The organism is Sediminibacterium sp. TEGAF015, assembly GCF_025997995.1.
In the GTDB taxonomy this organism is placed as follows: Bacteria; Bacteroidota; Bacteroidia; order Chitinophagales; family Chitinophagaceae; genus Sediminibacterium.
This window is the reverse complement of record NZ_AP026683.1, coordinates 580,798-593,675: the sequence shown is the minus strand read 5'-3', so window position 1 is coordinate 593,675 and position 12,878 is coordinate 580,798. Positions and strand designations below refer to the sequence as shown.

General features: G+C 38.9%; 10 protein-coding genes. 5 read left to right on the top strand and 5 right to left on the bottom strand.

Translation table 11 applies throughout. From position 1 onward, the window contains the following. Nucleotides 1-197 precede the first annotated feature (197 nt). Nucleotides 198-1,493, top strand: a complete 1,296-nt coding sequence (locus TEGAF0_RS02715; RefSeq protein ID WP_264899862.1) for a saccharopine dehydrogenase C-terminal domain-containing protein — start codon at nucleotides 198-200, stop codon at nucleotides 1,491-1,493. Then, entirely contained in the window at nucleotides 1,490-1,900 is a 411-nt protein-coding gene (locus TEGAF0_RS02710) for an EVE domain-containing protein (protein ID WP_264899861.1), read from the top strand. Before TEGAF0_RS02715 ends, TEGAF0_RS02710 begins: the two co-directional genes overlap by 4 nt. 75 nt (nucleotides 1,901-1,975) lie before the next feature. Here the strand turns inward: TEGAF0_RS02710 and TEGAF0_RS02705 are convergent, their stop codons facing one another. Next, the gene (locus TEGAF0_RS02705; protein WP_264899860.1) at nucleotides 1,976-3,235 is read right to left on the bottom strand and encodes a nucleoside recognition domain-containing protein; all 1,260 of its coding nucleotides are present in this window, start codon (nucleotides 3,233-3,235) and stop codon (nucleotides 1,976-1,978) included. An 83-nt stretch (nucleotides 3,236-3,318) separates the two neighbouring features. Here TEGAF0_RS02705 and ychF point away from each other — a divergent pair, with 83 nt between their 5' ends. The 3 genes from ychF to TEGAF0_RS02690 are packed head-to-tail and all read left to right on the top strand — an operon-like array spanning nucleotide 3,319 to nucleotide 6,379. Continuing rightward, nucleotides 3,319-4,422, top strand: a complete 1,104-nt coding sequence (ychF, locus tag TEGAF0_RS02700; RefSeq protein ID WP_264899859.1) for a redox-regulated ATPase YchF — start codon at nucleotides 3,319-3,321, stop codon at nucleotides 4,420-4,422. Nucleotide 4,423: 1 nt separating this feature from the next. Next, the gene (locus TEGAF0_RS02695; RefSeq protein WP_264899858.1) at nucleotides 4,424-5,557 is read left to right on the top strand and encodes an NAD(P)/FAD-dependent oxidoreductase; all 1,134 of its coding nucleotides are present in this window, start codon (nucleotides 4,424-4,426) and stop codon (nucleotides 5,555-5,557) included. A gap of 18 nt (nucleotides 5,558-5,575) precedes the next feature. Beyond that, entirely contained in the window at nucleotides 5,576-6,379 is an 804-nt protein-coding gene (locus TEGAF0_RS02690; protein WP_264899856.1) for a glutaminyl-peptide cyclotransferase, read from the top strand. Here TEGAF0_RS02690 and TEGAF0_RS02685 read toward each other — a convergent pair. Genes TEGAF0_RS02685 through TEGAF0_RS02670 form a run of 4 tightly spaced genes read right to left on the bottom strand, consistent with a single transcriptional unit; the run spans nucleotide 6,376 to nucleotide 12,737 of the window. Further along, nucleotides 6,376-7,290 (bottom strand): class I SAM-dependent methyltransferase, encoded by a 915-nt coding sequence (locus TEGAF0_RS02685; protein ID WP_264899854.1) that lies wholly within the window; start codon nucleotides 7,288-7,290, stop codon nucleotides 6,376-6,378. The genes TEGAF0_RS02690 and TEGAF0_RS02685 overlap by 4 nt on opposite strands. Further along, nucleotides 7,290-7,877 carry a hypothetical protein gene (locus TEGAF0_RS02680; protein ID WP_264899852.1) on the bottom strand — a complete coding sequence of 196 codons (588 nt, stop codon included), beginning with the start codon at nucleotides 7,875-7,877 and terminating at the stop codon, nucleotides 7,290-7,292. The genes TEGAF0_RS02685 and TEGAF0_RS02680 overlap by 1 nt, the downstream gene beginning before the upstream one ends. An 11-nt stretch (nucleotides 7,878-7,888) precedes the next feature. Further along, nucleotides 7,889-9,688, bottom strand: a complete 1,800-nt coding sequence (locus TEGAF0_RS02675; RefSeq protein ID WP_264899850.1) for a TonB-dependent receptor — start codon at nucleotides 9,686-9,688, stop codon at nucleotides 7,889-7,891. Between the two features lie 25 nt (nucleotides 9,689-9,713). After that, nucleotides 9,714-12,737, bottom strand: a complete 3,024-nt coding sequence (locus TEGAF0_RS02670) for a tetratricopeptide repeat protein (protein ID WP_264899849.1) — start codon at nucleotides 12,735-12,737, stop codon at nucleotides 9,714-9,716. Between the last annotated feature and the right edge of the window lie 141 nt (nucleotides 12,738-12,878).

The following is a 12,878-nucleotide window of genomic DNA, read 5'->3' as shown; positions in this document are numbered from 1 at the left end:
CTTCTTTTTAATCCTTTTCAGACAAAAAAATATTCGGCTGAACGGAGGTCTGCGAAGATAGTTTTTTTAGACCTTAAAACGGCTTTAAAATGCTGTTTTTTTAAGGGTTTTATCCACAGGTTACACCCCGTGTAAATGATTGATTTTCACGCATCGGCGCCAATTGTTCTATCTTTATTTTTTTTAATTGTATTTGCATGCATATTGTTGTATTCGGAGCAGGAAAATCTGCCACGGTTTTAATTGGTTATTTGGGTAGAATTTGCCAGGCAAAAAACTGGACTTGTACTATTGCCGATAAGGATCTGAAAAGTTTAGAAAAAAAGATCAGCGGCTACCCTTCATTAAAGGCAAATGGACTCTCTATAGAAAATGAAGCAGAAAGGCGGGGGTTGATTACAACTGCCGATATAGTGATTTCGCTGTTACCACCTGGGCTGCATTTTTGGGTAGCACAGGATTGTGTGGCGTTGAGAAAAAACCTGCTTACGGCTTCCTACCTGGACGCACAGATTAAAAGTTTGGAATCGGCCATTAATGAAGCAGGTTTATTGTTTATAGGTGAAATGGGTCTGGATCCCGGCATAGACCATATGAGTGCCATGCAAATCATTGAAGAGATCAAAGAAAAAGGTGGCACCATTCATTCTTTTAAATCGCATTGCGGAGGTTTAATTGCTCCAGAATCGGATAACAACCCCTGGCATTATAAAATCAGCTGGAACCCCAGAAATATTGTTACTGCAGGTAAAGCAGGTGCTGTTTATAAAGAAAATGGCACCCATGTAGATATTCCCTACGAAAAGATTTTTGTGGATTGCGGGCAACTAGCCATTCCTGAAGTAGGAACACTGGCCTACTACCCTAACAGAGACTCACTTTCATATATCCCCTTGTATCAGCTGGAAAATGCCAAAACATTTGTCAGAACCACTTTGCGTTATGCTTCCTTTTGTACAGGTTGGGAAAAAATGGTGGCAGCACAACTAACCAGCGATGAAGCAATCATCAACACCGATGGTCTTAGTTATGCTGATTTCTTCAGCAGTCATTTGAACAAACACAAAGTAAATCTGGATACTGCTGATTTGAAGGAGCAGTTTAATTTCCTTGGGTTAAACAATCCTGCCCTAATCAATAAAGGTGAAATGTCAACTGCTCAATTGTTACAAGACATACTGGAAGATAAATGGAAACTGGCACCCGGTGATAAAGACCTAATTGTGATGCTGCACGAATTTGAATATACCCTCAATCAGCAAAAATTTGCATTGAATAGTTCTTTGGTAGTAAAAGGTGATGATGAACTAAGAACGGCAATGGCAAAGACGGTTGGAATGCCTTTGGGAATTGCAGCTGTTTTAATTTTAGAGAACAAAATTCAATTGAAAGGGTTACATATACCAATCGTAAAAGAAATTTACGAACCTGTACTGGCCGAACTGGCTAAGGAAGGAATTGCATTCAATGAAACAATAAAAGAATTGGCATGAGTTTTTGGTTGATTAAGTCTGAACCCTTCAAATATAGCTGGGATCAGTTTGTAAAAGACAAGCAGACATTTTGGGATGGTGTAAGAAATTACCAAGCTAGAAACAATTTAAGAGCCATGAAAAAAGGGGATCTCGCTTTGTGGTATCATAGCAATGAAGGCCTTGAAATTGTAGGCATAGCCAAAGTAGTTACAGAGGCTTATCAGGATCCAACCACAGAGGAAACCGCATGGGTAGTAGTGGATTTTAAACCAGTTAAAAAATTAAAAAAGCCTGTTAGTCTGGCCACCGTAAAATCCGACAAACGTTTAGCAAATATGGCATTGGTGAAAGCACAAAGATTATCTGTGCAACCCGTTACTGAAGCAGAATGGGACATCATCATGGAGTTGTCAGAGACCAATTAGATTGAATAGCTTTTTTGAAGGCAAGATTGTGCCATATCAATTGTAAGTAGCGGCTATTGGTAAATTTTATAATGCTTATTTGAAAAAGATATAAGCAATCACAATAGCAGCTATTACCCCTATGAGATCTGCTAGCATACCTGCCCAGATGGCGTAGCGTACTTTCTTAATACCAACACTACCGAAGTATAAGGCAATGATGTAGAAAGTTGTGTCGGCACTACCTTGAAAGGTACTGGCCAATTGTCCAATAAAACTATCGGGGCCATGGGTTTTAAATATATCGAGCATTAATCCCCTGGCTCCGCCCCCACTAAATGGACGCATGATGGCTACTGGCAATGCGGGAACAAAATCGCCGCTGGTACCAACCGCCGTAAAGCACCAGGTAATGCCACTGATAATGGCTTCCAGTGCCCCGCTCTCTCTGAATATCCGAATGCCTACCAGCATTCCAACCAGATATGGAATTACTTTTAAAATCACTTCCCATCCTTGTTTGGCGCCCTCAATAAAAGCATCAAATACATTTACTTTTTTCAGGTGACCACCTATAATGAACGTACAGATAATCAGGAATAAAATGATATTACCTAACACATTGCTGAAAGTTTCTTTGGTTAGCAATGTAGGTACTGAAAAATCATTCTGAGAGGGCAATTGCTGTATAAACCAGGCAAATAAAAAAATAGCCGTGATGATGGTTCCCAGCCAAGCAATCAATACCCTGTCAAATTTCAATCGCTGGTAAATGCCGGTAATGATAATACTGGCAACCGTTGCCACAGCAGTAGCCAGCATGAGCGGAACAAAAACGCTGGTAGGGTTGGTGCTCCCCGCTCCCGCTCTGTAAGCGATGATGGAAAGTGGAATCAGTGTTAATCCACTTGTGTGCAAAACCAGAAACATAATTTGTGCGTTACTGGCTGTTTCTTTTTCCGGATTCAAAGTTTGCAGACTCTCCATGGCTTTTAAACCAAAGGGAGTTGCTGCATTGTCCAGGCCTAGCATATTGGCACTGAAATTCATAACCATCTGCCCCATGGCCGGATGCTTGTCGGGCACACCTGGGAACAATCTTTTCATAAAAGGATTCAGAATTCTGGCAAGAAAATTTATGGCACCAGCTTTTTCACCAATATTCATTAATCCCATAAAGAATACCATCACCCCTGTTAATGGCAAAGCAATATCCATGACACTAGACTTACTAGCATCAAAAATGCCTTCCACCAGTTTTTTGAAAATTTCATAATCCTGAAACACAATCAGCTTGATCAGTGCAATGATTAGCCCAATCACAAAAAATAGTATCCAAACATAATTCAGTGCCATGGGTCTAAGATAGTAAAACTTGCTATTGCAGCACCATGCCCTATGAAATCCTTTCCTTACCTTTGCGCCTCAAAATTTGTATAATGGCTTTACAAGCAGGTATCGTAGGTCTTCCAAACGTGGGTAAATCAACCCTTTTTAATGCAGTGAGTATTAGTGCAAAAGCTCAGGCAAGTAACTATCGCTTTTGTACCATTGAACCCAATGTAGGTTTGGTGGACGTACCCGATGAACGCCTGACCAAACTGGCTGAACTAGTAATCCCAAACAGAGTTGTGCCTACACAAATGGAAATTGTAGACATTGCCGGATTGGTAAAAGGTGCCAGCAAGGGCGAAGGACTGGGCAATAAGTTTCTGGGCAATATCCGCGAAGTAGATGCCATCATTCATGTGATCCGTTGTTTTGAAGACGAAAATGTACTTCGTGAAGAAGGGGTCATTAATCCTGTTGGCGACAAGGAAATTATTGAAACAGAATTACAGTTGAAGGATTTGGAAAGTGTAGAAAAGAAAATGCAACGCGTAGAGAAAATGGCGCGGGTAGGTTCTGACGCCAAAGCCAAAGCAGAATTTGAAATTTTACAACGCTGTCAGAATCATCTAATGGCAGGAAAAAGTATCCATACATTGGGTTTGAGCAAGGAAGAGAAATCTGCTGTGGCAGATTTATTCCTTTTAACCGATAAGCCTGTATTATATGTAGCGAATGTAGACGAAGCTTCCATGCACACCGGCAATAAATATTCGGAGCAACTAAAAAAAGCAGTTGAAGCTGAAGGGGCCCAGGTTATTATCATGTGTAACAATATTGAAGCGCAAATTGCTGAGCTGGAAAATCCGGATGACAAGCAAATGTTCATGGAAGAATACCAAATGAAAGAGCCTGCCTTGAATCGTTTAATTCAGTCTGCCTATAAATTACTCAACCTTGATACATATTTCACTGCTGGCGTTCAGGAAGTTCGTGCATGGACAATCCACAAGGGCTGGAAAGCACCTCAGGCTGCAAGTGTAATCCACACCGATTTTGAAAAAGGATTCATTAAAGCAGAAGTAATTGCCTACGAAGATTTTGTAAAATACGGAAGTGAATCTGCCTGCAGAGACAATGGCCGTTTAAGAATTGAAGGGAAAGAGTATATTGTGAAAGACGGCGACATTATGCATTTCCGTTTCAACGTTTAATATGCTTTCATTCTGGGAAAAAGACAGTTATTATGCCCACTCCGATATCATTATCATTGGAGCAGGACTAATGGGTCTTTGGTCTGCGTTGGAATTGAAAAAACAACGTCCTTCCCTCTCTATTACCATTCTCGAAAGAAATACTACTCCATTGGGGGCATCCACTCGCAATGCAGGATTCGCCTGTTTTGGAAGCCTTACCGAATTATTGAGTGATGAAGCTTCAATGGGAACCCATCGCATGTTGGAAATTCTGGAAGCTAGGTACAAAGGCATTGAGAAAATCAAATCCTATTTTTCTGGAGCTACCATTCAATATGATCCTTGTGGTGGATTTGAAGCCATACCGGCCTCTCATGAAACGGCTGCGCATCTGGATGATCATATTCAATACTTAAACCAATTGCTCTCCCCCATTACAAATCTGGATCAGACTTTTACCAACCAAACTGCACAGATGCGGCAAATTGGTCTGAAAAACTTTGACCATTTGGTGGGAAATATGCTGGAAGCAGGTATTCATAGTGGCAAACTGGTGAATGCATTATCAAAATTGGTTATAGAAAATGGTGTTACAATTCTCTATGGATTAGAAGTAAAAGAGTGGTATAGTAATCAGAACGGTGTTCAGGTTCAAACAAAAAATGGATTAACATTAAGTGGTCAACAATTGATTAGCTGTGTAAATGGATTCACGCAGGAATTGATGCCTTCACTACATATTGTTCCTGCAAGAGGACAAATTATTGTCAGCAACACATTTGAACACCTACCCATGAAAGGGACTTTTCATTTTGATGAAGGTTTTTATTATTGGCGTAATCTGGATAACCGCATCTTGATTGGAGGAGCCCGCAATCTGGATTTTGAAGAAGAAGAAACTACTGACTTGTCAGGTACAGAAAAAATCAGAACCCATTTATTAGCATTTCTACGCGAGCATATTGTAACTGAAGAAAAAATTGAAATTGCACAATACTGGAGTGGCATAATGGGATTCACACCAACGAAAGAGCCGCTTACTGAACAGATAGCGCCCAACACTTTCGCTGCCATTGCCTGCAATGGAATGGGGGTAGCACTCACCCCGGTTATTGCCGAAAAATTAGCAAAAATGGTTACAGCGAATGTTTAACTTTAATAAAAATTGAACATGAGATTAGGATTTGTATTGTTGTGGATAGTTACGGGAGCAATTGCCTGTAATAGCGGGGCAGAAACGGAAACCCAGAGCAGTGAGAATATCAATATTGTTCAGGAACCGGCGAATATACCTTACCAGATAATTAAAATATATCCCCACGATACTTCTTCCTACACACAGGGGCTTGAATGGTTGAAGGATCAGCTTTGGGAAGGAACCGGATGGTATTCGGAAAGTAAATTATTGCTAACTGATTTTATAACGGGAAAGGCAATTAAAAAAGTTAAATTACCTGACAATGAATTTGGGGAAGGCATTACCATTTTTAAAGACAAAATTTTTCAGTTAACCTGGGAGAATCACAAAGTGTATCAGTACAATGCCAAAACCTTAGCAGTAGAAAAAACTTTTGACTGGCCCTATGAAGGATGGGGAATTACACACAATGACACGGCACTAATCATTTCAACTGGCGGGAGTAATATCTATTGGGTTGATCCTACAAATTTTAAAATTGTCAAAACTGTGGGTGTTACCGATAACAATGGATATGTAGACAGCATTAATGAACTGGAATGGGCAGAAGGATTTTTATATGCCAATAAATACCTTACCGACTATATTCTGAAAATTAATCCTGCAACAGGTCAGGTAGTTGGAAGAGTGAATATGGCAGGGCTATTGCAACAGACAAATCAACCAATATTAGCCAATACAGATGTTTTGAATGGGATTGCCTATCGCCCTTCGAGCAAAACTTTTTTTATAACAGGAAAAAGATGGCCGGCATTGTATGAAATACAATTGAATTAATTTTTTTCCATTACGTAGATAACTGAACTGCATTTAGCAGCATTACCCATTGCGCTCCAATTTGATTTAATCCCTTGAATAAAGGCTGACAAATAATTAATCTTACCGGTTTTGTACTGTTCGCTTAGCATGGCTACATAGAATGCATCAAACCACATAGGCTGCATTTTCACCATTCTGAAACCATTTTGCGTGGCCAGTTCCTGCATGGAGGCTGGTGAAAAATGATACAAATGTCTTGGCACATCATAAGCAGCCCAGTCTTGCTGATAATAACTGGCATCAGCTGATGTATAATTGGGTACTGCAATCACCAGCTTCCCTCCTTTAGGCAAACAAGTATGAAAGGCTTTCCAGTAACCTGATAAATCGTGTACATGTTCCAGTACATGCCATAAGGTAATTACATCAAAACTATCTCCAACAAAACGATACAATGCTTCGGGAAGTTGCAGTGTTAACCCAAATGTATCTGCTGCTGTTTTTCTTGCTTGCTCATCCGGCTCTAATGCCGTCACAGTCCATCCTACATTTTGCATAGTAGCTGCAAAAGCACCGACTCCCGCTCCAATATCCAATAGTCTTCCTTTTTGTAAACCAGTAAATCGTTTAATTTGTCTGGCTTTTAAACCTAGCGTATAATTTCTTACCAGATGATACAGCTGATTAATCAGTCCTTTTTTAGTATTTGAATGAGAGATATAATTGGCAGACTGATAAAAAGTACCAATCTCGTGAATCGCAGGAATATCCTGCGTAAAACGCAATGAACAATCGTTGCAATGCCATACATCAAAGTTAATTTGACTAACTGTATGATCTTTTGCTGTTAAAGCGAATTGGATATTACCGGAATTACAGGCAGGGCAATGAAAGGAATGAACAGGTGTATACATAGCTCTTGGTAGCATTAAACATAATAAAACAACAAAGCACCCAGACCTATCATTAAAAGAATGACTGCGTATACCCACCAGTTATCACTGGATTGGATCTGTGTATCCTGACCCAGCAATTCTCTGATATCTTCTTCTTCCTGTTCGGTTAAATTTCTATCCGCATCATGGTTAATTTTAACCACTTCTTTTTTAGCTAACTCTATGGAATCGTCCACTTTTACCTGAGGTAAAATGTCCAGCAAATTCTTTTCAGGGGTAAAAAGTATATATCCGTTTTCTTCTTTTCGCATCATACCAATACCAGGAATAACAGCACCCTGTGGTGTTGTTAAGGAAGTTTTGATTTTATAAACGTAGTCATGAAATTGCTTGATGGCAGTCATTTGGTCTACTCCCATTTCTTCTGATATAAAATCAAACAAAAATTTATCTGAAGGTGGTGTTGGTTCCTGCTTAAAACGGATAGCAGGTGCTGGCGCAAATAAGAAACCATTGGCACTATCCAGTTTTGCGGAGTTCTGCTCAATCACAAAATTACCTATATCTGGTATGCTTAAGCGATGATTCAGAACAAGGTATTTATGCAAATATTGATACATTCAACAGTTGTTTATTGAAACGAATATACAACTCCTCCCAAAACATTGAAACCAAAAACAGGATATTGATTCCAGCGTTGATAAACATTATTGAAAATATTGTTCATTTGAATCCATGCATTCAATTTAGGAAGCAGGCCAAACTCCACACCAATATTCAAATCTACAGCCGGAGACAGGCGTTTGGAAGCTAAAGAAAACTGATCTCTGTACATTGAGCCACTTCTATAAAAAATGTCAGATTTTATCTGTAAATCGCTCAATGGCTTCCATAATACTGTGCCGGTTAGTTCCAGCGGAATCATACCAAAAGCGTCCGGAGCTGCACTAATTTTACTGAAATGATTGTATTGAGCACCTGCGGTTAGTGTCAGCTTTTCCTGAACAGCATAATTCATTTCACCAACTAAATGAAGCATATTCATGTTTGTATAGAGTAGGTCAAACGACTTCCCGTCACCCAATTGATTAATGAATAATGGCTGATCGGTTAACTGACGGTAAGCCAGTTTGGCATTGTAAGAAATATGATTCCCTGAATTTCCCTTAAACCCGATGAATTGTTCTATCATCCGGGTATTTTTAATGGCATTGGGCAAAGCTATCCATGGATTGAATTTTGCCAACGACCGGAAACTATTTTTATCAATACTTCCCTGAAAACCAGCTTCCAGTTTTAGTGAAGTTCCTGATAGGCCCGTTTGCAAAATAAGATTGGGCAATAAATGAAATGCACTATTATCCCAGCTAGGTCTGATTCCTGCTTCCAGATTGAATGCATTGGAACGAAATTTTACAGATGGAGCCAATATAATAAGATTGTTTTTCCATGCATTTACATCGGTTTTGTAATTGGCAATATCCGCCTGAAATGCCATTTGCAGACTAAATTGGCTAGTCAATTCTTTTTGTATTGGGGCATTCAAAATAAGGTTGTTTTCACCAGCATTTTCTGCATTGGTAAAGCGATTGAACTGAATGACCGGATTAAAATTGATTTTTGAAGCGGTTGGAATGCTGTTTTTCAACCCTACTTCAAGTTGCAGTGCATTATACACCAACTGAATTTGGTCTTTCGTATACGCCAAAGAGCTTGGCAGAAATCCATATTTATAGCGTGTGGTGCTATGGAAGTTGGCTCTGGATGTCCATTCCAGATTTGATTTGGATGTAAAATGGTTTAGTACATCCAAATGAAACTTACTGTATTGTTGCGCATACAATTTTCCTTGCGTACGAATATAGCCTGCCTCAATTTGGGTAACAGCATTTCGGATATCTCCAAAACTGAATTTACCTTCTCCCATGAAACTGCTTAAATTACCTGCTCCCAGTTTAACCTGATGGGTATTTTTCCAGACCATAGGAGAATCACTTGGCAAAGCCAGTGGTTTTAATGGAATTGGTTGGTAAAGGAAAAATAAATTAGAAGAAGGTACTTTATAGGTGAGTGGTAATCTGCTTGAATCATTGATACCGGTAGCAGCTGTAAAATTTACTTTTGCAGCATTCTGCAAAGATGGCTTGAAAGCAGAAGTAATAATTACCGTTTTGGGTGAGCTGCTATCCTGACTATTCGGAATGGAATAGGCCACTGAAATACTTTCTCCCTTTACATTCTGTACTTGTGTAGTTTTCTGGTTGTTGTTATTTTTCCTAGATGCAACTGCTTTATTTTTCTTTTTTGCTTTTGTGGTTTTCCTGATTGCTGTCTTTTTAGATTTCACGCTTTTTTTCTTGCGCTGAGCAGCAACATCCGATGTAAATCCAATCAGCAGCAAAACAAATAGAAAGAGGGAACTTGGTTTCATGATAAAATATTTTATGCTGTGCTACTTAATTGATTTTTGTTTTTTCTGAAAGAACTGCATTCAATTTATTCAATGCCTCTGTTTTTAATTCAGGAATACTGGAGTTTTCGGCAATACTCTTAAAAGTGGCTTCTGCGTTGAATAAATCCTTCTGGGTAAAGTAGATATCACCCGCTAATAGATAACTTTTGGTTACCCAATAAGTGTATGACCCATATTTTTTAATGACTTCAAAACAAGTTTTTTCAGATTCATCTAGTTTGCCTGTTATAAACTGAATCTCTGCAATCCTGAATTGCGACTCCGCAGTTATTTCAGATTTACCCAACACCAGCAAATTCTGAAAGCCGGCTAATGCGGAAGAATATTTCTTTTCGTTTAAATCATTTTTTGCAATTACAAAACCAGCCATTAAACGATCATCATTTGCGATACCTTTTTGAAGTAAAAGTTCAGCTGCATTAGGGGCAGCCTGGTCAAACTGTTGTGTTTTGAATTGGCAACGCAGGAGTCCTCGCATAGCTTCCAGTTTGTTCTCCTGTTGCAATGCAATATTTTTTACAATTAAATAATAATTGGCTGCTGTGGTATAATCCTGCAAATCAAAATAATAAATTCTTCCCGCCTGTAACGCACTTCTTTCAGCATATTTGTTGGGCGCCTCCTTTGCAACTGCTACATAATAGCCCAATGCCTCTTTATTGTTTTTCTGAAGCAAACTGATTTCAGCTAAGATATAATTTGCGTCTACAACATATCGGCCTTTAGGAAAACTTTGAATATACGATTTGAATCCAGCTTCGGCTCCTGTATTGTCTTTCATTTCAAAACGAACCATAGCAGATTTATAAGTAACAGAATCCGCTTCCATGGTACTTAATTCTTTCCCGTTGGCTTCCATGAAGCTGATATATTCTTGTGGCTTTTGTTGCTCAATGAAAATATTCCGAACATATTCTATAGCCGCTTCCGCTTCAGAGCTATTTGGGTACTTGGCAATTAGATGCTTAAACTGTTCCAAAGAAGCTTCATTCTTATTCAAATTAAAATAAGCGATTCCCAGTTTCTGATAAGCCTGAGGATACAAGGCCGTAGCCCCCTGCTGACTGATTAAAGTAACCAATGGGTCGATTGCTTTTTCAAAAGCCTCGTCTGCAATATATGTATTGGCAATTTCCAAACGTGTCTGACCAGTTAAACTGGAATTAGGGAAAAGCTGTAAAAGGTTCTGTAGTAAATCCAGCTTTAAAGACTGATTATTGCTAGCACCGGCAATAATGGCTTTTTGATACGTTGCGTAATCTGCACTAGTCCAATTTAATTGAATAATCTGATCGTATAGTTGCACTGCCTGCCTGTTTTCTTTTAACATAAACCAACAATCGGCTGCTCTTACCACTGCATCCCTTTCTATACTATTTTGTGCGGTTAATGGATTCTTATTTACCCATTCAAATTGCTCTTTTGCCTGCCTGTATTCTTCTTTCTTTAAAAATGCATACCCCAGATTGTAACGCGCATTTGTAGGATTTACTTCTCCATTTTTTTGGGGATTCTTCAGGTATAGCTGCAAATAATTGACGGCATCATCCATTTTACCCGAGCGATAACTCAACTCTCCTTTCCAGAATAAAGCATACGGAAGGAAAGAACCATTGTTGGAAGCAGCCATTAAACGGTCTAATAATATTTCTGCTTCAATGGCACGCTGATCATTCATTAATTCAACAGCCCTTCCATACAATAAACGTGGGAATAATCCAATAGCAGAAGCAGTTTTATTGGGCAATGACTCGTAAAGTTGTAAAGCATCTTTATAGTTGCTCGTATTGGCCAGCGTACTCACCAATAATTCTCTGGATTCATTTACATAACCTGAGGTAGGAAACTGGCTGATAAATTGCTGGAAACTATTAACAGCTAAATCAAAATAACCCAGTTCGTACGATATTTTGGCATAGTGAAAAAGCGAAACTTCCTTCTGAGATAAATTACTGTTGTTGGCAGCGCAGAATTGAAAGGCATTTCTGGCATTCTGCAAATCATTCATTTTTAAATATGCGTCTGCAAGTAAATACATGCTGTTTTGTTCAAGAGAATCTTTGGCACCACCAATCTGTTTGAACCCCTGTATAGCTTTATTCCAGTTTTTGGCCTCATAGTAGCAATAAGACAACTCGTATAAGTCTTCTCTTCTGATCTTTTCAGCTCCTGCAGCGTAACCTTCCAGATAAGGCAATGCTCTTGCAAATTCACGTTTCTGAAAAAGTAGATGCCCTACCAGTTGCTTTAGCTGTAAATCGTAATATTGACCGTTTTTTTTGATGGCACTTTCGCCATAAGAAAGGGCTTTGTCTCTGTCTCCACTGAAATAATACAATTCGGTTAAATAAAAAGGGATCACGTGCTGATAGTCGGGATGAGACTCTGCAATTAATAAGCACTCTATAGCCTGACTATATTCTTTGTTACTGAATGCCAGAAAACCATAATAATAATTGGCATCTATATAATTAGGGTCTTTGGGCAATTGCCTGATGGCATTGAATAAAGGTTTGGCTTTTTCAAAATCCTGCTGTACAAAAAATGCATACGCCTGATGAAATTTCATATTGGCAATTTGCCTGTTGCTCAAATTGGCAATTCCTACCTGACTATACAAAGTGGCTGCACGGGCATAGTCTTTTTGCTGATAAAAAAACTCTCCCAGGTAGTAGGCAGTTAACTGCATATATGCTGGCTGATTGCCAGTCTTCAGATATTCTTCTGCCAATGTTACCATATCTCTCATCCCCATTTGAAGACCACAGGTAATATATAAGAACTGAACTTCTTCCTTTTGTTGAATTGGCATATTGGTTGCATCAATTCCTGTATTATATAAGTGTTTTATATAGGGAAATGCCAAACTATATTTTTCCTGCTGATACAATAACCTAGCTTCTTTTATGGCTGCATCCGGATTAGACAGCACTAGCGTTTCCTGTGCATTGGCAATAGAAAAAATGGTAGCGAAACCTATAATCAGTGAAAGGGAAAATGTTTTCATGAATGGGGGTATATGGTGCAAAAGTTTTTTAATTTATTAGTATTTACCTGTAAAACATTGTTAAAGATAAGTTTAGCAATTATTATGCCTGATTAAACCGTGTATTTGTGGAAAAACAGGATAAGGTTGTAAGTTTGTCAA

Coding starts and splice junctions, on each gene's coding strand:
- ychF (WP_264899859.1), top strand. CDS start 3,319: ATGGCTTTACAAGCAGGTATCGTAGGTCTTCCAAACGTGGGTAAATCA.
- TEGAF0_RS02695 (WP_264899858.1), top strand. CDS start 4,424: ATGCTTTCATTCTGGGAAAAAGACAGTTATTATGCCCACTCCGATATC.
- TEGAF0_RS02705 (WP_264899860.1), bottom strand. CDS start 3,235: ATGGCACTGAATTATGTTTGGATACTATTTTTTGTGATTGGGCTAATC.
- TEGAF0_RS02710 (WP_264899861.1), top strand. CDS start 1,490: ATGAGTTTTTGGTTGATTAAGTCTGAACCCTTCAAATATAGCTGGGAT.
- TEGAF0_RS02715 (WP_264899862.1), top strand. CDS start 198: ATGCATATTGTTGTATTCGGAGCAGGAAAATCTGCCACGGTTTTAATT.
- TEGAF0_RS02680 (WP_264899852.1), bottom strand. CDS start 7,877: ATGTATCAATATTTGCATAAATACCTTGTTCTGAATCATCGCTTAAGC.
- TEGAF0_RS02690 (WP_264899856.1), top strand. CDS start 5,576: ATGAGATTAGGATTTGTATTGTTGTGGATAGTTACGGGAGCAATTGCC.
- TEGAF0_RS02670 (WP_264899849.1), bottom strand. CDS start 12,737: ATGAAAACATTTTCCCTTTCACTGATTATAGGTTTCGCTACCATTTTT.
- TEGAF0_RS02685 (WP_264899854.1), bottom strand. CDS start 7,290: ATGCTACCAAGAGCTATGTATACACCTGTTCATTCCTTTCATTGCCCT.
- TEGAF0_RS02675 (WP_264899850.1), bottom strand. CDS start 9,688: ATGAAACCAAGTTCCCTCTTTCTATTTGTTTTGCTGCTGATTGGATTT.